Origin of the sequence: Pseudarthrobacter sp. NCCP-2145 (assembly GCF_023708005.1) — a bacterium.
In the GTDB taxonomy this organism is placed as follows: domain Bacteria; phylum Actinomycetota; class Actinomycetes; order Actinomycetales; family Micrococcaceae; genus Arthrobacter; species Arthrobacter oxydans.
This window is the reverse complement of the sequence record NZ_BRCG01000013.1, coordinates 112,447-132,937: the sequence shown is the minus strand read 5'-3', so window position 1 is coordinate 132,937 and position 20,491 is coordinate 112,447. Positions and strand designations below refer to the sequence as shown.

Below are 20,491 nucleotides of genomic sequence, written 5' to 3'. Positions count from 1 at the left end.
ACTTCACCCGTCTGGACCCGATCAAAGCCAAAAACAACGCCATCAAAAAGCTCAACAACCTCGGCTTCAACGTCACCATAACCCCCGCTACCGCAGCCTGACAGCCATCACCTTCGTATTAGGCTGGGGGAGTGGAAGAGAACCCGTTGCCCTTCGATGCCCTCATCCTGGCCGGCGGCCGGTCGTCCCGGCTGGGCGGAGAGCCTAAACAGGACCTTGTCTTCCACCACGCCACTCTCCTGCAGCGTGCGCTTGCTGCTGCCGCAGGTGCCTCCAGCACCGTGATAGTGGGTCCCCGGCCGGAATCTTCCGCTCCCGGGGTGATCTGGTGCCGTGAAGAGCCGGAATTCGCGGGTCCGGCTGCAGCCATCGCGGCCGGACTGGACGCCCTTGCCCGGCACGGCACCAGCACATCGGAGTACACCCTGGTGCTGGCGTGCGATATGCCGCTGGTCCAGGACGCCGTGGCGGCACTGAAGGACGCGCTGACCCCGGGGGAAAATGACGGCGTCATGGCCCGTTCGGGTGACGGTGTCCTCCAGCCGCTGGCCGGCATTTACCGCACGGCCGGGTTAATAAAGTCAGCGGCGGAACTGTCGTCGCGCGGTGCCTTAATCAACGGCTCCGTGCGCTCCCTCCTTGCTACGCTGGAGGTGCAGCCTGTCACCGTCCCCGCAGGTTCCACGGCAGACGTGGACACGTGGGATGATGCCGCCGCACTAGGGATTGCCGCCGGAAACCAGGACAAGGGCCAGGGCCGGCGCAGCCGCAGTTAACTTGGGAGGCACGTTCGTGAAAAGTCAGGATGAAACGCTGGAGGAGTGGTGCAGGTCCCTGCTCCAGGCCTATGAGCTTGAGGATGTCCAGGTGGACGTCAACGCCATCCTTGCCTTGGCCGGTGTGGCCGCCCACTCGGTGGTCCGTCCGGCTGCCCCGCTGACCACCTTTATTGCGGGTTATGCCGCAGGGCTGGCATCGGGAACCGGGGAGGCAACGAACGCCGCTTCCATGGAATCCGCGCTGGCCGTGGCCCGTACCCTGGCCACCGACTACGATGCTGAAGCCGCCGGGACTCCCGGCGAATGACCAGCGACGCCAAGGAGGAACCGAGCAAACCCGAAGCCGACCATCCACGACACCTCGACCACACGTGGGACGAAGCCCGGCGGGCCGCCTTTGACGCTGCCCAGCCTATTCCCGCCGGGCCGGTTGCGCTGGAGCTTGCCCTCGGACGAAAACTGGACCAGGACATCGTTGCGCTGCAGGACATGCCCCACTATGCGTCGTCGGCGATGGACGGCTGGGCGGTCAACGGCACCGGACCGTGGATCCTGGTTGAGCCCGGAACGCCCCTCGCCCCGCACCAGGCCAGTCCCATCGCCACGGGAGGACTTATCCCCGCGGGTGGCAAGTCTGTTCTGCGCAGCGAAAGCGCCCGGCTGGACAGGGACGAGGACGGACTGCCCATCCTGGTGACGGGCGGGACGGCCCGCCCCGGCGAGCCCCGCAACGGCCAGCACGTACGGAAGGCGGGGGAGGAGGCTTCCGAGGGCGACGTTTTGGTCAAGGCCGGGGTGGTGCTCAACCCCGCCCACCTGGCATTGGCCGCCCTGGCGGGATATGACGAACTTGTGGTCCAGGGAAAGCCCCTGGTCCGGCTTCTGCTGACCGGCTCCGAGGTGGTTGGCCGCGGCGTGCCCGTCCCCGGCAAGGTGCGGGATACCTTCGGCCCGCAGCTGCCGGCAGTGGTGGGCATGCTGGGCGGGATCCCCGGTGGGCAGCAGAGAATCGGCGATTCCTATGCGGAGTGGCTGGGTGCGCTGGAGGACGTGGTCCCGGAGGTGCCGGGTGCAGCGGACCTGCCTGCCGACGTCGTCATCACAACAGGCGGGACCGGAAAATCCGGCACCGACCACCTTCGCCGGGCCGTAGCTGAGCTGGGCGGGCGGCTGATCATCGACGGCGTAGCCATGCGTCCGGGGCATCCGGCCGTCCTGGCTGAACTTCCGGACGGGCGCTTCGTGCTGGGCCTGCCGGGCAACCCCCTCGCCGCCATGATTGCGCTGTCCACGGTAGGGGCCCCGCTGCTGTCGGCGCTGGGGCACGGCAGCATGCCGACGGTACAGGAGGTGCCGTGCGGAACCACCCTCGAGCCCGAGCCGGGACGCACCCGCCTCATGCCGTTTCGGCTGCTGTACGGGATGGCTTCGCCGGCCCAGCACACCGGGCCGGGCATGATGCGGGGGCTGGCCTCCGCCGACGGCGTCATGGTTGTTCCTCCCCACGGGGTGAAGCTCGGTGAGCTGGTGCCAGCCTTCGCCCTGCCCTGGGGGCCGCCCATCCCGGCGCCCCCTGACCCCAATGCCAAGTCAAAGACGCGCAGCGCCGGAAGGACAGGCAGGACAGCTGCCAAGCCGGCGGCCACCGGCCCGGTGGACTGGAGTGAACTCCTTGGCTGACCAAGCCCGGGAACGGCCGGCTGCGCTGGCATCACCACGGGGCGGTTGCGATGATGGAATCATGAACAGGAACGGTGGGACATGGGACGCGTAACCCAGCGCCGCAAGGTGCACAAGTATGTGCTGGATGGCTCGCCGAATGCCCTTGAGTTCCCGGTCCGGTACCGGGAGGACGTCCTTGCGGTGGAGGAGCCGCTGGAGATACGGCTGGGCAGCATGTCCTTCTCCGTCACCATGCGGACCCCCGGCCACGACTTCGACCTGGTGGCCGGGTTCCTGGTGTCCGAGGGCGTCATCTGGGATTCCGGGCAACTTGTCTCGCTGCGCTTCTGCGCAGGGGAAGACGAAAACGGCGTGCAGACCTTCAACGTGGTCGAGGCCCAGTTACGGCCGGATGTAGAGGCTCCGTCCATGGGCCGGCACGTGTACACCTCCAGTTCGTGCGGCATTTGCGGCACCGATTCCATCGAATCCGTCAGCAAGTCCTCGCACTACAGTCCCGCCGCAGATCCGCTGAGCGTTTCCGCCGAAGTGCTCGCCTCGCTCCCGGACATCCTTCGGAAGTCCCAGCGCCTCTTCGACGACACCGGCGGCGTCCATGCTGCCGGGCTGTTCCGGATTGAGGACGACGGCGGCGCGAACCTTCTGTGCCTTCGGGAGGACGTGGGGCGGCACAACGCCGTGGACAAAGTGGTGGGATGGGCCCTGCGTGAGGGCCTGCTGCCTCTCAGCGGCACGGTCCTCCAGGTCTCGGGACGGGCCTCGTTCGAGCTTGTCCAGAAGGCTGCGCTGGCCGGAATACCCGTCCTTGCTGCCGTCAGTGCGCCATCCAGCCTTGCAGTGGAACTGGCCGAGGCCAGCGGCCTGACACTTGCCGGCTTCAGCAGGGGAACCAGCCTCAACATCTACGCAGGCGACGGGAGGATACGGCGGCCGGTGGCGGCTGCGCCGTCGTAGTCTCGTAGTCCGGCCCAGCCGGCCTGCCAACCCAGCCGCCCTGCCGTTTCACCGCCCACCCATCCAGCCTGTCTGTTGCCCCGGCAACAGTCCCGGGAAACGGTTTCGAAAGGGTTGGTAAAAGACTTGCCACCGGGTAGATTTATCCATCGAATGGACACCAGGATCCAGTCCCAAACGCTAAAGAGGGCACACATTGCATGACGACCGCCGGATCACGGAAGTGCGCCTGCACAGGTTCGTGCGGGAGCGCATCACCCCTGCGGTCTACAGCCGGACCCTTCCCCTCACGCTGAGCAGCTGGGACGTCCCGGATGAACCGGTCCCTGCGCTGGAAGCTATGCGGCAGGAGTTCCAGCCGCAGGAACAGGGCGCGCTGTGGGGGAAACCCTGGGGCACCAAGTGGCTCCGTCTCCAGGGTGAGGTCCCCGAATCGTGGGGCACGGAACCGGACACCACCGTTGAAGTGCTCGTGGACCTTGGGTTCACCGTTGAAATTCCCGGCTTCCAGTGCGAGGGCATCGCCTGGCGCCCGGACGGTACCATCATCAAGGCCGTCTCACCCCGGAACCAGTACATCCCGTTGAAGCTCCTGGGTGGCGGCATGGCAGTGGACTTCTACGTTGAAGCTGCGGCGAATCCGGACGTGGCCCAGGGCTGGACGTTCTCCCCCACGCCCTATGGGGACAAGTCAACGGCCGGTACGGCACCGCAGTACAGGCTCGGAAGCATTGCCATCGCCGAACTGAACCAGAACGTCTGGGAACTGCAGCAGGATATTTCGACTCTTTCAGGCCTCATGGCGGTACTGCCCCTGGAACTGCCCAGGCGGCACGAGATCCTCAGGGCCCTCGAGCGCATGATGGACATCATGGATCCGGACGATGTAACCGGGACCGCTGCCGCAGGACGCGAAGTGCTCGCGGACGTACTTGCCCGGCCGGCATATGCCTCTGCGCACCAACTGGTAGCCACCGGCCATGCCCACATAGATTCCGCCTGGCTCTGGCCGGTCCGGGAGACTGTCCGGAAATGCGCCCGGACGTTTTCCAACGTTGTTGCGCTGATGGACGAGAACCCGGACTTTGTGTTTTCCTGCTCCTCGGCCCAGCAGTTCGCGTGGATCAAGGAGTTCTATCCCGAACTCTTCGGCCGCATCCGCGAGAAGATCAGCGCCGGCCAGTTCGTTCCGGTCGGCGGGATGTGGGTCGAATCGGACACCAACATGCCCGGTGGTGAGGCAATGGCCCGGCAGTTCGTGGAGGGCAAGGGCTTCTTCCTCGCGGAATTCGGTGTGGACTGCCATGAGGCCTGGCTGCCGGATTCCTTTGGATACTCCGCTGCGCTGCCGCAGATCGTCAAGTCCGCGGGCAGCCGCTGGTTCCTGACCCAGAAGATCTCCTGGAACCAGGTCAACAGGATGCCGCACCATACCTTCAACTGGGAGGGCATCGACGGCACCCGGCTCTTCACCCACTTCCCGCCTGTGGACACCTACAACTCGGAGCTGAGCGGACGCGAACTTGCCCACGCGGAGCGGAACTACCGCGACCACGGCCACGGCACCGTGTCGCTGGTGCCGTTTGGCTATGGCGACGGCGGCGGCGGACCCACGCGGGAAATGCTGGCGGCTGCCGCACGCGCCGCGGACCTGGAAGGTTCCCCAAAGGTCCGGATCGGCTCTGCGGAAAGCTTCTTCGAGCAGGCCGAGGCTGACTACCCGGTCCTGCCCGTCTGGGTGGGCGAGATGTACCTCGAGCTGCACCGCGGAACCTACACCAGCCAGGCCAGGACCAAGAAGGGCAACCGCCGCAGTGAGCACCTGCTGAGGGAGGCAGAACTGTGGTGCGCAACGGCTTCCGTGCGGACCGGCGGAAGGTTCGCCTACCCGGCTGCGGAACTCAAGCGCTTGTGGCGGCTGGTCCTCCTGCAGCAGTTCCACGACATCCTTCCCGGCAGCTCCATCGCCTGGGTCCACCACGACGCCGAGCGCAACTACCAGGCTGTCCGCGATGCCCTCGAGGCCATCATCGGCGGGGCTGCCGCCGCCGTGCTGGGCAGCGGCGAGCGGACATTCCTGCTGAACGCTGCTCCACATGCCCGGGACGGCGTGCCTGCACTTGCCGCAGGCGAGCCGGCTGCAGCCGGGGGTGTGGTCCAGGCCAACCCCGAGAATGGGGGCTTTGCCCTGGACAACGGCGTCATCCGCGCCGTCCTGGACGCGGACGGACTTCTCGCCTCGCTGGTGGATTACGCCAGCGGCCGGGAAGCGATCGCCCCCGGCCAGAGGGGCAACCTCCTTGAACTGCACCGCGACACTCCCAACGAATGGGACGCCTGGGACATCGACGAGTTCTACCGGCGCAACGTTACGCCACTGACCCGGGCCTCTTCCGTCCGGCTGGTTCACGAAGGGGCAGCCGCCGTCGTGCTGGTGGAGCGGCTGGCTGGCGCGTCCACCATCACCCAACGGATCGCACTTGCACCGGGCAGCCCGTCCCTTTCCATCACCACCTCGGTGGACTGGCAGGAACGCGAGAAGCTGCTGAAGCTGGGCTTCGCGCTGGACGTCCGGGCAGACAGGTCTGCTGCAGAGACACAGTTTGGCCACGTGTTCCGGCCCACCCACACGAATACGTCGTGGGAAACGGCAAAGTTCGAGATTTGTGCGCACCGGTGGATCCATGTGGCGGAGCCGGGGTATGGTCTGGCGATTTCCAACGCCTCCACCTACGGCCACGACGTGGCGCGGACCATCAGGGACGACGACGGCGGCACCACCACGACGGTGCGCCTGTCCCTGTTGCGCGCTCCCAAGTTCCCCGACCCGGAGGCGGACCGCGGGCTGCATGAGCTGACCGTCACCATCCGTCCGGGCGCGGATATTGCCGACGCCGTTGAGGAAGGCTACCGAACGAACCTTGATCCCCGGGTGGTCCGCGGCGGTTCCCCGGTGGAACCGCTGTTCTCCGTGACCAACCCTGCCCTGGTGATTGAAGCCGTCAAGCTGGCCGAGGATGGGTCCGGGGACGTGGTTGTCCGCCTCTACGAGTCCTTGGGCCAGCGGTCGGCAGGAAAGCTGACCGCGAACTTCGCCGCAGAGGGCGTCACGTCGGTCGATTTATTGGAGCGTCCCCTCGAGGCCGCAGGTGTGAGAACCTGCGCTGACGGAGCGGAACTGGGCCTGCGGCCATTCCAGCTGGTGACCCTGCGGTTCGCCCGCGGGGCAACCACCACGTAGCTCAACCGCTGTGCGGGTCTGGGCGCTCCGTGCTGCCCGCACCTGCAGGACGGGCCAAAACGGGCTTTAACTAGGCTGAGTGGGGGCGGTCCCCAACGGCCGCCACCACTCATCCCCCCAATAGGTGTGAAGGCCCCCGGAGCGGCCAACGTTTTGGAATTTATCCCCGTTCGAAAACGACCTGCGCTCCACCTTCACACATTCATGATTGTTTCACATTCTAATGAATTTGTGAAAGCCAGCATGGTTACTTTTCGGTATATGTCCTTTTGGCAGGGGAGACCCTGTTGTTGTGCACCCGTGCCGCCCAGATCAGCGCCAGGCCAAGGACGTAGCACAGCACGGCCGTGTAGTTGACGATGAACTTGATGGCACCCCACCCTGGAGGCACAAAGGGAAATAAGAGACTGATGCCGATGGCAATCCCGCCCAAGGCAAGCAGTCCTGCGGCCACCCTCACCAGCAGCGGCAAACGGCTCCGGACGGCGCGGACCATGGCGGGCAGCAGAACAAGTGCTACGTAACCCGGGTAGGCACGTCCGGCGGCACCGTAGTACTGGGCCAAGACAGCGTTGTGCTGGTTCCGCACTGACGGGCCTGCAAGCCCTGCCGAAGAGCCGACCGTGTCCATCATGAAGAACAGGACCACCAGGGCGAGGGAAATGACCAGCAGCACCACCATGCCGGCTTTTCCCGTGATGCGCCGGTACGCGCTGTCTGCACCGAATCCGCGGGTGACCCGGATTCCGACAAAGTAGATGGCTGCGAAGATGATGAAGCGCAGCAGGAGGTTGGCCAGGTTGATGCCGCCCAGGGCCTGGTCGATGGCCACATAGGGCTTCTCGATGCTCAGGAGGATGGCGACGGTCATCAGTCCGAAGATGTAGAACAGCGACCTGTTCTCTCCCCGGACGGCGCTGGGCACCCGGGCTGCAGCGATGAGTCCGCAGGTGGCAAGCGTGGACCACTGAAGGATTTCGATCATCCCAGGTTCTCCCAGATCTTTTCCGTTTGTGCCTGGTCCTGCTCCTGGCGGCGCAGCACCTTCCCCAATGCCTGCAGCCTGTCGCCCGCCAGGGCGGTGAGGTCGCCGTCGGACAGGCTGTCCAGGGCGGCCTGCCGCGCACCCGGCGGCCAGCCCGCTTCCTCTTCGGTGATCAGGCCGGTGGCCACCAGGCCGCCGGCCGGTCCAACGCCGGCAGCCAGCGCGGTGGCAAGCGCCAGCTCCGGCGACAGCCGGTTGGCGGTCAGCTGCGCTGAATAGTTCTGCGGCGCCACCCCGGTGGCCGCGGAAACACGGTGCCGCACTTCGCCGTCGTCGATTGCGTCAACCCAGTTTTTTACCGAGGTGGCGTGCGGGGCAGCGGAAAGAGGCGGGGAGGCAGTCCCGGAGGCGCCGGCCTGCTCCATCGCCGGGCGGGCAAGGACAGCGCGCAGGAGGTCGGGGGTGGAAACCTGGCTGACAAGTTCGCAACGGGTGGGCGGAACCTGGGGACCGGCCAGGTCCTGGTAGGCCTCAAAGGAGGCCAGGGCCGAAAGCGGATTTACGTTGTAGGCGCGGCTGATGCTGACCACAGTGCTGACCGAGACTTTTCCACGGACCAGCTGCTGGGCCAGGGTGGTCCGCTTGATCCCTGAGATCCTGCAGACGTCAGCCGTGCTGGCGTCGGGCGCAATGCTTTGCAGCCAGCGCTGGAACGCCTTGGCGGGGAGGGTCATGGACGGCTCTCTGCAGAACGGATGGTGTGTCGATTTTAGCGCGCCGCATCCTGGCGGTTTTACCCGTGCTGCCGTTTCGACTATGCTTGATGGTCGAGCCCGTTGGTCCGTACACCCCCCAAGTCCGGACCAGCGGGTTCTTTCATGTCCTGCGGCCCGCGCTCCTTCCTCCCGGGTAAATGTCAGGGCCCTGCCAGCCAGTGTTCGGGCAGGAAACCCGCTGCGGACGCAGTGGCGAAAGGATAGAACCATGACTGCAACCCTCGTAGCAAAGGACGTTTCCGGCGGCCACGACCACCGGCAGCTGTTCTCCGGGCTCTCCCTGACAGTGGCCCCCGGGGACGTGGTGGGCGTGGTGGGTGCCAACGGAGCCGGGAAATCCACGCTGCTGCGGCTCCTCGCCGGTGTGGACCAGCCGCAGGAAGGTTCTGTCAGCCTGGCCCCCTCCGACGCCTTCGTTGGCTGGCTTCCCCAGGAACACGAACGCGTGCCGGGTGAAACAGTGGCAGGCTACATTGCCCGCCGCACCGGCTGTGCCCAGGCCACCGCCGAGATGGAATCCACCGCTGAGGCCCTTGGCAGCGGCGCTCCCGGCGCGGACGACGCCTATGCGCTGGCCTTCGACAGGTGGATGGCCTCCGGTGCTGCCGACCTTGATGACCGGCTTCCCGCTGTCCTGGCAGACCTTGGGCTGGAGACCGGTCCGGAAGCGGCCATGACCGGCCTTTCCGGCGGGCAGGCAGCGCGGGTGGCGCTGGCGGCGCTGCTGCTGAGCCGGTTCGACGTGGTGCTGCTCGACGAGCCCACCAACGATCTTGACCTCGAAGGCCTCGCCAAGCTGGAGGACTTTGTCACCGGCCTGCGCGGCGGCGTTGTGCTGGTCAGCCATGACCGCGAGTTCCTTGCCCGCTGCGTCACCACTGTGGTGGAACTTGACCTGGCGCAGAACGCCGTGGCCGTGTACGACGGCGGCTACGACGCCTTCCTGGAGGAACGAGCCGTTGCCAGGCGGCACGCCCGGGAGAAATACGAGGAATTTGCGGCCACCAAGGCCGACCTGGTGTCCCGGGCGCGGACCCAGCGGGAATGGAGTTCCCAGGGCGTCCGGAACGCGATGAAGAAGAGTCCGGACAATGACAAGATCCGCCGCGCAGCCAGCACGGAATCCTCAGAGAAACAGGCCCAAAAGGTGCGGCAGATGGAATCCCGGATTTCACGGCTGGACGTGGTGGAGGAGCCGCGGAAGGAGTGGCAGCTGCAGTTCTCGATCGGAAAAGCGCCGCGCTCCAGCTCGGTGGTGGCAACGCTCCGCGACGCCGTGGTCCGGCAGGGCGGCTTCACCCTTGGGCCCGTCAACCTGCAGCTCAACGCCGGCGAACGCATCGGAATCACAGGCCCCAATGGTGCCGGTAAGTCCACCCTGCTGCGCCTGCTGCTGGGCGGCGTCGAGCCTGACTCAGGCAGTGCTGCGATGGGTGCTTCCGTGGCCATTGGCGAGATCGACCAGGCCCGCGGACTGCTCGCGGGCAACCTGACCCTCGCCGACGCCGTGGAGGCAGTCCTCCTGGACCTGAACCCGGCCGAGGTCCGCACGCTCCTGGCGAAGTTCGGACTCAAAGCCGACCATACGTCCCGGACTGTGGAATCCCTGTCGCCTGGCGAGCGGACGAGGGCGGCCCTGGCCCTCCTGCAGGCCAGGGGCGTGAACCTCCTTGTCCTAGACGAGCCCACCAACCACTTGGACCTGCCGGCCATTGAACAGCTCGAAGAAGCCCTGGAAAGCTACGAGGGCGCGCTGCTGCTGGTCACCCACGACCGCAGGCTGCTGGAAAACGTACGGCTGGATGTACGTTGGAATGTGGACAACGGAATGGTAGAGGAGCAGCAGCAATGAGCATGGAAGGGGTGGCCTGGAGCTCCCTGTACAAGATCACCCGGTCGAAGAGCGGGTCCCAGCCATTCTCGAAGGCCACCCTGAAGCGTGTCCTGGGCTTTGCCCGGCCGCACCGCGGAAAGCTGATCGCCTTCGTGGCACTGTCCGTGGTGATGGCGTTCCTCGCCGTGGCCACTCCTGTCCTCGCCGGACAGGTGGTGGACGCCATCGTGGCGAAGGCCGCCGCCGGGGAAGTGGTCAGGCTGGCCGTACTGATCGCCGTCGTGGCCGTAGCTGAGGCAGGCCTGGGCCTGGTAAGCCGCTGGCTTTCGTCCACGATCGGCGAAGGCGTGATCGTGGACCTGCGCACCAGGGTCTTTGACCACGTGCAGAAGATGCCCATCGCCTTCTTCACCCGCACCAGGACCGGGGCGCTGGTCAGCAGGCTGAACAACGACGTGATCGGTGCCCAGTCCGCGTTCGCCGGCACCCTGTCCGGTGTGGTGAGCAACGTGGTGGCCCTGGTCCTGACCCTTATCGTGATGCTGGGAACCTCCTGGCAGGTGACGGTCCTGGCGATGATCCTGCTGCCGGTCTTCCTCATCCCTGCCCGGCGCATGGGCTCCAAACTCGCGGACCTGCGGCGCGAAGCGGCGGAGCACAATGCCGCCATGGGCACGCAGATGACCGAACGCTTCTCCGCCCCCGGAGCCACCCTGGTCAAGCTTTTTGGGCGCCCCGACGAGGAATCCCGGGAATTCGCCGTCCGCGCCGGACGTGTCCGTGACATCGGAGTACGGACCGCGATGCTGCAGTTCACTTTCGTCACGGCCCTGACCCTCGTTTCTGCGCTCGCGCTCGCCCTGGTCTATGGAATGGGCGGCTGGCTGGCGATCACCGGCCAGCTGGCGGCGGGCGACGTGGTGGTCCTGGCGCTGCTGCTCACCAGGCTGTACGCCCCGCTTACGGCGCTCTCCAACGCGCGGGTGGAGATCATGAGTGCCCTGGTCAGCTTCGAACGCGTTTTTGAAATCCTTGATCTCAAACCGCTTATCCAGCAGAAGCCGGACGCCGTAACCGTTCCTGCCGGCCCGGTGGCCGTGGAGTTCGACGACGTCCGGTTCGCCTACCCCTCGGCAGACAAAGTCTCGCTTGCTTCCCTGGAGGAGGTGTCCACGCTGGACACCCGCGGCGGGGAAGAAGTGCTGCACGGCATCAGCTTCCGCGTGGAACCGGGACAAACAGTGGCGCTGGTGGGCTCATCGGGCGCCGGCAAGTCGACCATTGCCCAGCTGCTGTCCCGGCTCTACGACGTGGACTCCGGCGCAGTGCGGCTGGGCGGCACTACTCCCGGAACCGGGGTGGACCTGCGGGACATCACCTTCGACTCGCTCCGGGACACACTGGGCATGGTGACCCAGGACGGCCACCTCTTCCACGAAACCATCGCCTCGAACCTGCGGCTTGCCCGCCCGGACGCCACCGAGGCCGACATGTGGGAGGTCATCCGGCAGGCCCGGCTGGAGTCCATGATCCGGTCACTCCCGGACGGGCTGGACACCGTGGTGGGGGAGCGCGGCTACCGGCTTTCCGGCGGTGAACGCCAGCGGCTCACCATTGCCCGGTTGCTGATCGCCCAGCCCCGGGTGGTCATCCTCGATGAGGCAACGGCGGCGCTCGACTCCACCAACGAAGCTGCCGTGCAGGCTGCCCTGGGGGCTGCACTCGAGGGGCGCACCGCCGTCGTGATTGCGCACCGCCTCTCCACCGTCCGCGCCGCGGACGCCATCCTGGTGGTGGAGGACGGCCGGATTGTGGAACGCGGGACCCACACCGAACTCCTCGCTGCCGAGGGGCGGTACGCCGAGCTGTACCGCACGCAGTTCAACGAGGCCACCGCTGTTGCCCAGGAAGCAGTTCCCGAGCTCTAGGCCTGCCTGTCCGCGCTGCCGGACCTTGCCAGCTCCGGCAGGATATGGTCCGTCAGCAGCGGGGCAAGGTCGCGGGTGGGCTGCGAGCCCAGGGTCAGCCACCTGATCTCGGCGATTTCCGCGGAAGGGTGGGCCTCCCACACTCCGGGGGCCATAAAAACTGTTGCCTCAATGTCCGTGGCGGCCTCGTTCGCGGCATCGGCGATCCACACCCCCATCAGCTGGAGTTCCCGGGGGTCGAGGACGATGCCCACTTCTTCCGCGAGTTCACGTACGGCCGCCTGGACTGCTGTCTCCCCGGCCTCGGGCTTGCCGCCGGGATGCATGAACATGGCCGTGCCGCGTTTCCGCACGGTCAGGAGCCTGCCTGCCTTGTCGAAGACGCAGACGGCCGAGACCACAATGCGGTCCTTCATGCTGCGGGCCCCTGCCGGCGCACCAGGTGTGACGTCAGCAGCAGGTCCTTGCGGGGGCCCTGGACGTCCCACGTGTAGCTGAATCTGTCCAAGCCCCCATAGACGTAGGCAACGCGGTAGGTATCGGGATCGCACCAGTGACGGTCAAGGTTGGACTCCGGAGTAAAGCTCATCCGGTGGAACGGGCGGCCGTCAGGGAAGAACACGTCCAGGGCATCCGGGGACCCGGCAGGCCGCAGCAGGTACTCGCGGGAGGCGGGGCCCGTGAAGGAGGGCCAGCGCATGCTGCCTTCCTCACGGAAGGCCAGGCCGCCGTCGTCCGTGGGAATAAAATGCACGACGCCGGAGAAGGTTCCGCGGGTGCCATCCGCGCGGTCCAGCAGGTCCCGCTGGACGGTCCACTGCCCGGCGCCGGCAGCGTCCGCGTCGGGGCCTGGTGAGGTGGGGCCGAGGAGGTAGGCGCGGAGCGCGAACTCCGGGGGAGGAAAGTTCAAGTGCCCTCGATTGGAATCGAACCAACGACACCGGCTTTAGGAGAGCCGTGCTCTATCCACTGAGCTACGAGGGCTTGCGTCCGGCGGATCGGCAGGCCAGTCCCGCCGGACACGGATACAAGCATACAAGGTGCTGGGCCGTACTACGCTCAAGGCATGAGTTCAGCGCCGTCCGCCGCCATGCCTGCCACGTTAATTCCGGACACCGCGTCCACCCGCCAGTACATCGGGGCCTGGTCGGTGCTGAGCGTTCTGCAGTATTTTGCCGCGGAAGCGGCAGTGATCGGTGCCTGGGCGGGCCCCAGGCCCTATGACCTGCGGACGGGGTACATCAGCGACCTTGGCGCCCTGGACTGCGGCATCTTTGACGGCCGCGAGGTGTGTTCCCCATTGAACTGGCTGATGAACGCCTCATTCGTGGTCCAGGGGCTCGGCATGCTGCTGGGTGCCCTTTTGCTGAGCTCCGGGCTGCTTTGCGTCGCTGCCCGGGCGGATCTGCGGGTGCAGCCGCGGCGCAGGCCCTGGCTGGCGGCTGTCTGGGTCCGGATCTTGACCGGGACCGCGGGGGCCGGAACTGTGATCGTGGGACTGGTGCCCGAGGACGCAGGCTCCGGCTGGCACATCGTGGGCGCTGTGATGTACTTCCTCGCCGGGGCTGCAGCCCTGCTGGTCCTGGGCATCCTCTGGCTGCGGAAAACAAACTTCGCCTGGTTCATCCTGGTGTGCGGTGCCGTGTCCCTTGCCGCCCTGGGGACGGGCGGCCTGACGGGAATGGACGTTCCGGAGCCAGGCACGCTGGAACGGCTCATGGGTTATCCGGTCACCCTGGGCATGGCCACTGCAGGACTGGTCATTGCGCGCCAGGTCCACCGCCACCGCAAGGAGATGCGGGCCCGGGCAGCCTTCAGATAGCCGCTTTGGGCTTGCGGGCGCCGAGGACAACGGCGGCAGCACCCGCCAGCAGGCTGAGGACCAAAAGGACCCAACCGGCCACGGTGAGCCCGGAGGCAAGGGCCACCTGGCCGGCGTCGGCAGTGCCGGCTGCGAGCACTCCGTCGATGGCGGCGTTGCCCCAAAGCCGGACCACAACGAACAGAAGCGGCAAGGACCAGAGCGCCCAGCGCAGGGCTTTCCGGGCCACGTTGGTGCCGATCAGCAGCAGCCACGTGAATCCGAAGATCAGCGGGAACAGGGTCCCCGCTGTTTTATGAACGTAATTAAGCTGGCCGCGCGCGTCATCGTCCATGACGGCCTGGAGCTGGCTGATGTAGGCCGCATCGAAGCCGCCGATGAGCGAGTCCGGCATGGCCAGGTCCGTGGAGAGGTCACGGAGCTGCTCCAGGGTCAGCAGATGCAGGTACCAGAAGAGGAACAGGCTGGCCACCACACCGGCGATCAGGATGAGGTTGCTGTTGTTCTGGGCTTTCTCCGGCGTTCGCGCCGTGGTTGGATTCACCACCGGCGGCAGATGGTGCTGCGGTACCGCCGCCTTGGAGCCGTGCTTCTTGATCCGCTGGGTAGGTGTTTTGGCCATGGCTTCATTATCGCGCCCCTTAAACTGAAGCCATGACCACTGGCCGGCACAGCGCTGTTGAACTTGACCCCTCGTTGGACGACTACCAGCTGGCAGCAGCCTTGGTCCGGGAAGCCGGGCAGCTGGCGCTGCTCATGCGGATGGCGGGCCTGCAGTCGCAGCAGAAGACCTCTATTTCAGACGTCGTGACCGCCGCTGACCACGCTGCAGAGGCCTATGTTCTGGAGCAGCTGCAGCGCTGCCGGCCACAGGACGGCATCCTGGGAGAGGAAGGCGCATCTGTACAGGGCAGCAGCGGCCGGACCTGGGTCATCGATCCGGTGGACGGCACGTACAACTTCCTGCACGGTTCCACCTACTGGTGCTCGGCCATCGCTTTGAAGGACCAGTCCGACGTGCTGCTTGGTGCCATCTTCCAGCCGGAGGAGGACAAGCTCTGGCTCGGTGGCCGCACGCATCCGGCCAGCCTGAACGGTGAACGGCTGACGGTTTTCCACGACAACAGGGGAGAGCGCAACGCAACCCCAGCGGCCCAGCTGGGGGCGGCAACCTACATCCACCCCAGCTGGCTGATGGATCCGCTGTGCGCCATGCCCTGGCACGCGGCGGCCACGTCGGCTGCCGCCCTGCGGATGCTCGGCTCCGGTTCGTGCGACCTTGGCCGGGTGGCGGACGGCCAACTGGGGTGCTGGTTCCAGCACAGCTGCCCGGAATGGGACTGGCTGCCCGGCAAGGCAATCGTCCGGGCTGCCGGCGGCGCCGTGGACACAGTGCGGGTCAACGGACTCGAATGGTTCATGGCGGGAGGGACGACGGCGGTGCGCGAGTTGCGTGCGGCCCTCGAATCCGGGTCCGTGGCATAGCCCACGCCCCGGGCCGCGGGGGCCCAGTGCATGGCTGACTGCCGCCGTCGTCGCTTCCATCCACCAAGCCTTTCAACCGAAGGACCTCATTGCTTGCGCCCATCAGCGCTATGTGGATAAAGCAGCAGAACAGCCCAAAAGGGCAAGGAGCGGCGGCCCGTCATCCACAGCCTGGAAGTCCGTGTCGGTCCCACCGCCTAGACTTGTAGGCACCATGGATATGTTGTTTGACCCGTACTCTGACGGACCGTTCAAGGCTGCCTCCCCGGCAGCCGCCCGCACCAGGTCGCGCGCTGAAGGCGCCACGGCGGCCGGTCCCGGTGGTGCTGCGCCGTGGGAGAACCGGCAGGGCGCCGGGCTGTCCGGCGGCACACAGGGACCGCATGCGGATGGTCAGCACGCGGCGGCCCACGGCCACCGCCGGCCGGACGCAGGCCAGCTCCTGGAAGGGCTCAACCCGCAGCAGGAGGAGGCCGTTAAGCACGCCGGTTCCGCGCTGCTGATCGTAGCCGGCGCGGGTTCGGGCAAAACCCGTGTGCTCAGCAACAGGATCGCCTACCTGATCGCCACCGGGCGGGCCCATCACGGCGAGATCCTCGCCATCACCTTCACCAACAAGGCCGCTGCGGAAATGCGGGAACGCATTGAAGCGCTGGTGGGTGGGCGGGCCAAAATCATGTGGATCTCCACCTTCCACTCATCCTGCGTGCGGATCCTGCGCCAGGAAGCCGCGAATGTGGGGCTGAAATCGAACTTCTCCATCTACGACTCAGCCGACTCCCTCCGGTTGGTCACCCAGGTGTCCAAGGCCCTGGACCTGGACCCGAAGAAGTTTGCGCCCAAGGCCATCCAGCACAAGATCTCAGCCTTGAAGAACGAACTCATCGATGCTGACTCGTACTCCTCTGCCGCGAACTACAACGATCCTTTCGAACAGGCCGTGGCGGAGGTCTACAAGGGCTATACGCAGCGGCTGCGCCAGGCCAACGCCATGGATTTCGATGACCTGATAGCCGAAACCGTGTTCATGTTCCGGGCCTTCCCTGCCCTTGCGGACTCCTACCGCCGGCGGTTCAGGCATGTCCTGGTGGATGAGTACCAGGACACCAACCATGCCCAGTACGCCCTGGTCCGGGAGATCGTGGGCGAAGGGCCCGGCGCCTCCGAGCTGACGGTCGTGGGCGATTCGGACCAGTCCATCTACGCTTTCCGGGGCGCCGACATCCGCAACATCGTGGAGTTCGAAAAGGATTACCGCGAGGCACGGACCATCAAGCTGGAGCAGAACTACCGCTCCACGCAGAACATCCTCAGCGCAGCCAACTCGGTCATCTCACGGAACCCCAACCGTCCCGAGAAGCGGCTGTGGACCGCCGAGGGCAACGGCCACAAAATTATCGGCTACGTGGGCGAGAACGAGCACGACGAAGCCCAGTTCATTGCCAAGGAGATCGACCGGCTCCAGGATGAAGACAACCTCCGTCCGGGGGACGTCGCCATCTTCTACCGCACCAATGCACAGTCACGCTCCATCGAGGACGTGCTGGTCCGGGTGGGCCTGCCGTACAAGGTGGTGGGTGGCACGCGGTTTTACGAGCGCAAGGAAATCAAGGACGCCCTGGCCTACCTCCGCGTCCTGGTGAATCCGGACGACGACGTCAACCTGCGGCGGGTGCTCAACGAACCAAAACGGGGGATCGGCGACCGCGCCGAAGGTGCGGTGGCGGCACTGGCCCAGCGTGAGCGCATCTCGTTCATGGCAGCCGCCCGTCGGGCCGAGCAGGCCCCGGCGATGGCAACCCGATCCGTCAATGCCGTCCTTGGGTTTGTGAAGTTGCTGGATGACCTCGCGGAAGTGGCTGCGGGTTCCGGTGCCGCAGCAGCCCTTGAAGCCGTCCTGGAACAGACCGGCTACCTGGCCGCGCTTCGCTCCAGTACCGACCCCCAGGACGAGTCCCGGGTGGAGAACCTGGCGGAGCTCGTGGCCGTGGTGCGGGAGTACGAGCAGGAGAACCCCGAAGGGTCGCTGGGCGCGTTCCTGGAGCAGGTCTCGCTGGTGGCCGACGCCGACCAGATTCCTGACGCCCCCGGCGGGGACGCGGAAGACACAGCCGCAGCCGTGGCGGAGGCCAAACGGCTTGGCGTGGTCACGCTGATGACACTGCACACCGCCAAGGGACTCGAGTTCCCGGTGGTCTTCCTGACCGGGATGGAGCACGGACTGTTTCCGCACCAGCGGTCAGCCACTGACCCCAAGGAACTGGCGGAAGAACGCCGGCTTGCCTACGTTGGCCTGACGCGCGCCCGGAAACGCCTGTACGTCACCCGTTCCGAGGTCCGGAGCATGTGGGGCCAGAGCCAGTACAACCCCGCCAGCCAGTTCCTGGAGGAAATTCCCGCCGAGCTCCTGGAATGGAAGCGCGAAGGAACCAACAGGCAGTCAGGCGGGTGGGGCGGCGGGTCAATCGGTTCGAACCGCTACAGCGGATCCTTCTGGGGCGCCGGAACGGCCCGGGGCGCGGCTGCTGACTCGTCAGCCGGATTCAACGCCGACGTGCCCGCGGCCATTGCGAAGAACCGTGTGCAGCCGCAGAAAGAAATCGTGGCGGTCACCGTGGGGGACAAGGTCAACCACACGAGCTTCGGCAACGGTACCGTCCTCGCGCTTGAGGGGGCAGGGGACAAGACCGTGGCCAAGGTGAAGTTCGACGTCGGTGAGAAGCGTTTGCTGCTGCGCTACGCGCCGCTGACCAAGCTCGACGCCTAGCAGTTCACGGACAGCGACGGCGGGGGCCGGCAGGTACGACTCCTTGCCGGCACCGGGCGCCCGGGACTAAGGTTCAGGAACCGTCCTGCTGCAGCGCAGGACCAGTCGGAGCACGGCCATGAAAATCCTGTTCGCCAGCCAGGCCATCGATGGGCACTTCAACCCCATGACGGGGGTGGCGGTCCGCCTCAAAGAACGCGGGCACAACGTCGCCTGGTACACCGGTCCCGTCTTCCGTGACAAGCTCCGGGACCTGGACATCCCGCTCCTTCCTTTCCAGCGGGCCATTGAGCACCGCGTGGATAACCTCTTCGAGCTGTACCCTGAACGCGCCGAGCTCAAAGGACCGCGGGCTATCGGGTTCGATGGGGAAAAGATCTTTGCCAGCAACGTCAGCAACTTCTTCGAGGACATCCGGGAACTGGAACAGGACTTTTCCTTCGACGTGGCCGTGGTGGACAGTTCCATGTTTATCCACCGCCTCGTGGCGAGCCTGATGGGCAAGCCGCTGGTGAACTTCGTGGCTATTCCCAACATGGAGAGCGACCCGCTGGTACCGCCGCTGTTCTTCGGCTTCAAGCCTGCCCGCAACCCGGTAGAGCGATCCATCCAGGCGGCGGCGGGCTTCCTGTCCGACAACGTCATCCTGCGGCCCGCCGGCCTGAGCTACCGCCGCCAGCTTGCGGCCTACGGGCAGGCCGCCCCCAGGCACGGACGTCTGACGGACGAGCCCTACCGGTCCTCAGCGGCCGTCATCCAGACCGGCCCGGAAGCCCTGGACTTCCCGCGGCGGCACCGGAACCCCGCGGTGCACTATGTGGGGGCACTCCTGCCGTACAGGCCCCCGGGACCGGCCGGGGCCGTGGCTGAACGTGACACCAAAGAAGCGGAACGCTGGCCGCAATACCCACGCACGATGCTGGTGACCCAGGGAACCGTGGACAACGTGGACCAGGACAAGCTGATAGTCCCGGCGCTCGAGGCGGTCAAGGACATGGATGCGCTGGTGATTGTGGCCACCGGTGGCCGCGGGACGGAGGCCCTCAGCGCCCGCTACCCGCAGCCCAACATCGTGATCCGCGACTTCGTGGATTTCGCCAGGGTGCTGGATTTTACGGACGTGTTCATCACCAACGGCGGCTTCGGCGGGGTGCAGCTCAGCCTGTCCAAAGGAGTGCCAATGGTGGTGTCAGGGATCAACGAGGGCAAGAGTGACGTCAACGCCAGGGTGGAATTCGCCGGCGTGGGCATCAGCCTTAAAACGGAACGGCCCAAGCCATGGCGAATTGCCCAAGCTGTGCAGGAGATCCTCTCGAATGCTGCCTGGCGGACGCGGGCACAACAGATGCGTGACCACTTCGCCGCAGGGGATCCCGCCGCTGTTGCCGCCGCCGTCGTCGAAAAGGCAGCCGGCCTGGCACCAGACTGAGCGCCGCCATGAAGCATAATGGACCGCATGCGACGGACTGTACGGGGGATGCTCGCCGCCCTTTTCCTCCTGGCTGCAACAGGCTGCACCGTGACGGTGGAGGACCCTGGATACGTGGCACCGCCTCCACTGCCGCCGATTGAACAGCTGGAACAGGCGCCGCTCGTTGACCGGCAGGAATTTTCCCGCGGTGACGATGTCCTCTCCTTCATTACCGAGGACCGGACAGTGGCGTGTTCCCTGACGGCAGCCCGCGGGCCGCACATCAACCTTCCCTATGAGCAGAACAGCTTCAGCGACAGCGACAACAACAAACTGGCCATTGTGCCGGTAGCCCACTGCGAACTGGCCGGATACCCGAAACCCGCCCCGGACGACGTGGCGGATGACTGCGCGGGAACGAATCTCGGATACCTGGGCGGGGTGGCCCTGCTGACGCCGGACAAAGCAACGTACGGAGAGTGCCGGTCCGGCGTCACACAAATGGAAGCAACATACGGCCCCCGCGGCAGCAAGGCCGGCCCGATCGCGGAATTGGCTGTTCTGGCTGACGGACAGAACCTCGAACGCAACGGACTTCGCTGTTCCGCCTACAACGGCGGCGTAGCCTGCGGAAACGTCTCGGCCGGTGTGGGGTTCTTTGTTTCGGAGAACCGTTACGAGCTGATTTCCAGCCCTCCGGAAAGTACCCCGCCGGCACCGTGAAGCCCTCAAAAACCGCGGAAATCCGCGGTTTTTCTACGCTCCATAGAATAGTGTCCTTACTCACATAAGGGGTACTCTGGGACGGCCCGGTCCTCCCAAAGGA

At 66.0% G+C, this 20,491-nt stretch carries 17 protein-coding genes, 1 tRNA gene and 1 pseudogene; 12 read left to right on the top strand and 7 right to left on the bottom strand.

The window, feature by feature from the left end; translation table 11 throughout:
• A pseudogene (locus tag NFU08_RS21020) lies at positions 1–85 on the bottom strand (hypothetical protein); the annotation flags it as partial.
• Positions 86–131: 46 nt separating this feature from the next.
• Between NFU08_RS21020 and NFU08_RS13010 the strand changes: the two are divergent.
• The 5 genes from NFU08_RS13010 (at position 132) to NFU08_RS12990 (ending at position 6,657) form a co-directional block, all read left to right on the top strand.
• Entirely contained in the window at positions 132–776 is a 645-nt protein-coding gene (locus NFU08_RS13010) for a molybdenum cofactor guanylyltransferase (RefSeq protein ID WP_251423887.1), read from the top strand.
• 16 nt (positions 777–792) lie between these two features.
• Positions 793–1,086 (top strand): DUF6457 domain-containing protein, encoded by a 294-nt coding sequence (locus tag NFU08_RS13005; RefSeq protein ID WP_251423884.1) that lies wholly within the window; start codon positions 793–795, stop codon positions 1,084–1,086.
• Positions 1,083–2,459: a molybdopterin molybdotransferase MoeA gene (locus NFU08_RS13000; protein ID WP_251423881.1), complete on the top strand. Its 1,377-nt coding sequence runs from the start codon at positions 1,083–1,085 to the stop codon at positions 2,457–2,459. The genes NFU08_RS13005 and NFU08_RS13000 overlap by 4 nt, the downstream gene beginning before the upstream one ends.
• Before the next feature lie 81 nt (positions 2,460–2,540).
• A complete protein-coding gene (fdhD, locus tag NFU08_RS12995; protein WP_174179607.1) occupies positions 2,541–3,416 on the top strand; it encodes a formate dehydrogenase accessory sulfurtransferase FdhD in 876 nt (291 codons plus the stop codon).
• A 196-nt stretch (positions 3,417–3,612) separates the two neighbouring features.
• Entirely contained in the window at positions 3,613–6,657 is a 3,045-nt protein-coding gene (locus NFU08_RS12990) for a glycoside hydrolase family 38 C-terminal domain-containing protein (protein WP_251423878.1), read from the top strand.
• Between the two features lie 247 nt (positions 6,658–6,904).
• On the opposite strand, the gene NFU08_RS12985 is transcribed toward NFU08_RS12990, so the two are convergent.
• On the bottom strand, positions 6,905–7,642 hold the full coding sequence (locus NFU08_RS12985) for a hypothetical protein (protein WP_251423875.1): 738 nt from the start codon (positions 7,640–7,642) through the stop codon (positions 6,905–6,907).
• Positions 7,639–8,376 (bottom strand): hypothetical protein, encoded by a 738-nt coding sequence (locus NFU08_RS12980; RefSeq protein WP_251423872.1) that lies wholly within the window; start codon positions 8,374–8,376, stop codon positions 7,639–7,641. Before NFU08_RS12980 ends, NFU08_RS12985 begins: the two co-directional genes overlap by 4 nt.
• 250 nt (positions 8,377–8,626) lie before the next feature.
• Between NFU08_RS12980 and NFU08_RS12975 the strand changes: the two genes are divergently transcribed.
• Positions 8,627–10,270: an ABC-F family ATP-binding cassette domain-containing protein gene (locus tag NFU08_RS12975; protein ID WP_251423869.1), complete on the top strand. Its 1,644-nt coding sequence runs from the start codon at positions 8,627–8,629 to the stop codon at positions 10,268–10,270.
• The gene (locus NFU08_RS12970) at positions 10,267–12,180 is read left to right on the top strand and encodes an ABC transporter ATP-binding protein (RefSeq protein WP_251423866.1); all 1,914 of its coding nucleotides are present in this window, start codon (positions 10,267–10,269) and stop codon (positions 12,178–12,180) included. The genes NFU08_RS12975 and NFU08_RS12970 overlap by 4 nt, the downstream gene beginning before the upstream one ends.
• Here the strand turns inward: NFU08_RS12970 and NFU08_RS12965 are convergent.
• The 3 genes from NFU08_RS12965 to NFU08_RS12955 all read right to left on the bottom strand — a co-directional run bounded on the left by NFU08_RS12965 (position 12,177) and on the right by NFU08_RS12955 (position 13,164).
• Positions 12,177–12,596 carry an NUDIX domain-containing protein gene (locus NFU08_RS12965; RefSeq protein ID WP_174176026.1) on the bottom strand — a complete coding sequence of 140 codons (420 nt, stop codon included), beginning with the start codon at positions 12,594–12,596 and terminating at the stop codon, positions 12,177–12,179. The genes NFU08_RS12970 and NFU08_RS12965 overlap by 4 nt on opposite strands.
• On the bottom strand, positions 12,593–13,090 hold the full coding sequence (locus NFU08_RS12960) for a DUF6314 family protein (protein WP_251423863.1): 498 nt from the start codon (positions 13,088–13,090) through the stop codon (positions 12,593–12,595). Before NFU08_RS12960 ends, NFU08_RS12965 begins: the two co-directional genes overlap by 4 nt.
• Position 13,091: 1 nt before the next feature.
• Positions 13,092–13,164: transfer RNA gene (locus NFU08_RS12955), tRNA-Arg, on the bottom strand.
• 82 nt (positions 13,165–13,246) lie between these two features.
• Here NFU08_RS12955 and NFU08_RS12950 point away from each other — a divergent pair.
• Entirely contained in the window at positions 13,247–14,002 is a 756-nt protein-coding gene (locus tag NFU08_RS12950) for a DUF998 domain-containing protein (RefSeq protein WP_174176022.1), read from the top strand.
• Here NFU08_RS12950 and NFU08_RS12945 read toward each other — a convergent pair.
• Positions 13,995–14,624 carry a hypothetical protein gene (locus tag NFU08_RS12945; protein WP_251423860.1) on the bottom strand — a complete coding sequence of 210 codons (630 nt, stop codon included), beginning with the start codon at positions 14,622–14,624 and terminating at the stop codon, positions 13,995–13,997. The genes NFU08_RS12950 and NFU08_RS12945 overlap by 8 nt on opposite strands.
• 32 nt (positions 14,625–14,656) lie before the next feature.
• Between NFU08_RS12945 and NFU08_RS12940 the strand changes: the two genes are divergently transcribed.
• The 4 genes from NFU08_RS12940 (at position 14,657) to NFU08_RS12925 (ending at position 20,388) form a co-directional block, all read left to right on the top strand.
• On the top strand, positions 14,657–15,487 hold the full coding sequence (locus NFU08_RS12940) for an inositol monophosphatase family protein (RefSeq protein WP_174176018.1): 831 nt from the start codon (positions 14,657–14,659) through the stop codon (positions 15,485–15,487).
• 220 nt (positions 15,488–15,707) lie between these two features.
• Entirely contained in the window at positions 15,708–18,254 is a 2,547-nt protein-coding gene (gene pcrA / locus NFU08_RS12935; protein WP_397425786.1) for a DNA helicase PcrA, read from the top strand.
• 118 nt (positions 18,255–18,372) lie between these two features.
• Positions 18,373–19,683, top strand: coding sequence for a glycosyltransferase (locus NFU08_RS12930; RefSeq protein ID WP_251423854.1), 1,311 nt, complete (start codon positions 18,373–18,375; stop codon positions 19,681–19,683).
• A gap of 18 nt (positions 19,684–19,701) precedes the next feature.
• Positions 19,702–20,388: a hypothetical protein gene (locus NFU08_RS12925; protein WP_397425778.1), complete on the top strand. Its 687-nt coding sequence runs from the start codon at positions 19,702–19,704 to the stop codon at positions 20,386–20,388.
• Positions 20,389–20,491 lie beyond the last annotated feature (103 nt).

What these genes read in the sequence shown, in the direction of transcription:
- fdhD (WP_174179607.1), top strand. Translation starts at nt 2,541, where the DNA reads ATGGGACGCGTAACCCAGCGCCGCAAGGTGCACAAGTATGTGCTGGAT.
- NFU08_RS13000 (WP_251423881.1), top strand. Translation starts at nt 1,083, where the DNA reads ATGACCAGCGACGCCAAGGAGGAACCGAGCAAACCCGAAGCCGACCAT.
- NFU08_RS12975 (WP_251423869.1), top strand. Translation starts at nt 8,627, where the DNA reads ATGACTGCAACCCTCGTAGCAAAGGACGTTTCCGGCGGCCACGACCAC.
- NFU08_RS12970 (WP_251423866.1), top strand. Translation starts at nt 10,267, where the DNA reads ATGAGCATGGAAGGGGTGGCCTGGAGCTCCCTGTACAAGATCACCCGG.
- NFU08_RS12925 (WP_397425778.1), top strand. Translation starts at nt 19,702, where the DNA reads ATGGACCGCATGCGACGGACTGTACGGGGGATGCTCGCCGCCCTTTTC.
- NFU08_RS12945 (WP_251423860.1), bottom strand. Translation starts at nt 14,624, where the DNA reads ATGGCCAAAACACCTACCCAGCGGATCAAGAAGCACGGCTCCAAGGCG.
- NFU08_RS12950 (WP_174176022.1), top strand. Translation starts at nt 13,247, where the DNA reads ATGAGTTCAGCGCCGTCCGCCGCCATGCCTGCCACGTTAATTCCGGAC.
- NFU08_RS12940 (WP_174176018.1), top strand. Translation starts at nt 14,657, where the DNA reads ATGACCACTGGCCGGCACAGCGCTGTTGAACTTGACCCCTCGTTGGAC.
- pcrA (WP_397425786.1), top strand. Translation starts at nt 15,708, where the DNA reads ATGTTGTTTGACCCGTACTCTGACGGACCGTTCAAGGCTGCCTCCCCG.
- NFU08_RS12965 (WP_174176026.1), bottom strand. Translation starts at nt 12,596, where the DNA reads ATGAAGGACCGCATTGTGGTCTCGGCCGTCTGCGTCTTCGACAAGGCA.
- NFU08_RS12930 (WP_251423854.1), top strand. Translation starts at nt 18,373, where the DNA reads ATGAAAATCCTGTTCGCCAGCCAGGCCATCGATGGGCACTTCAACCCC.
- NFU08_RS12980 (WP_251423872.1), bottom strand. Translation starts at nt 8,376, where the DNA reads ATGACCCTCCCCGCCAAGGCGTTCCAGCGCTGGCTGCAAAGCATTGCG.
- NFU08_RS12985 (WP_251423875.1), bottom strand. Translation starts at nt 7,642, where the DNA reads ATGATCGAAATCCTTCAGTGGTCCACGCTTGCCACCTGCGGACTCATC.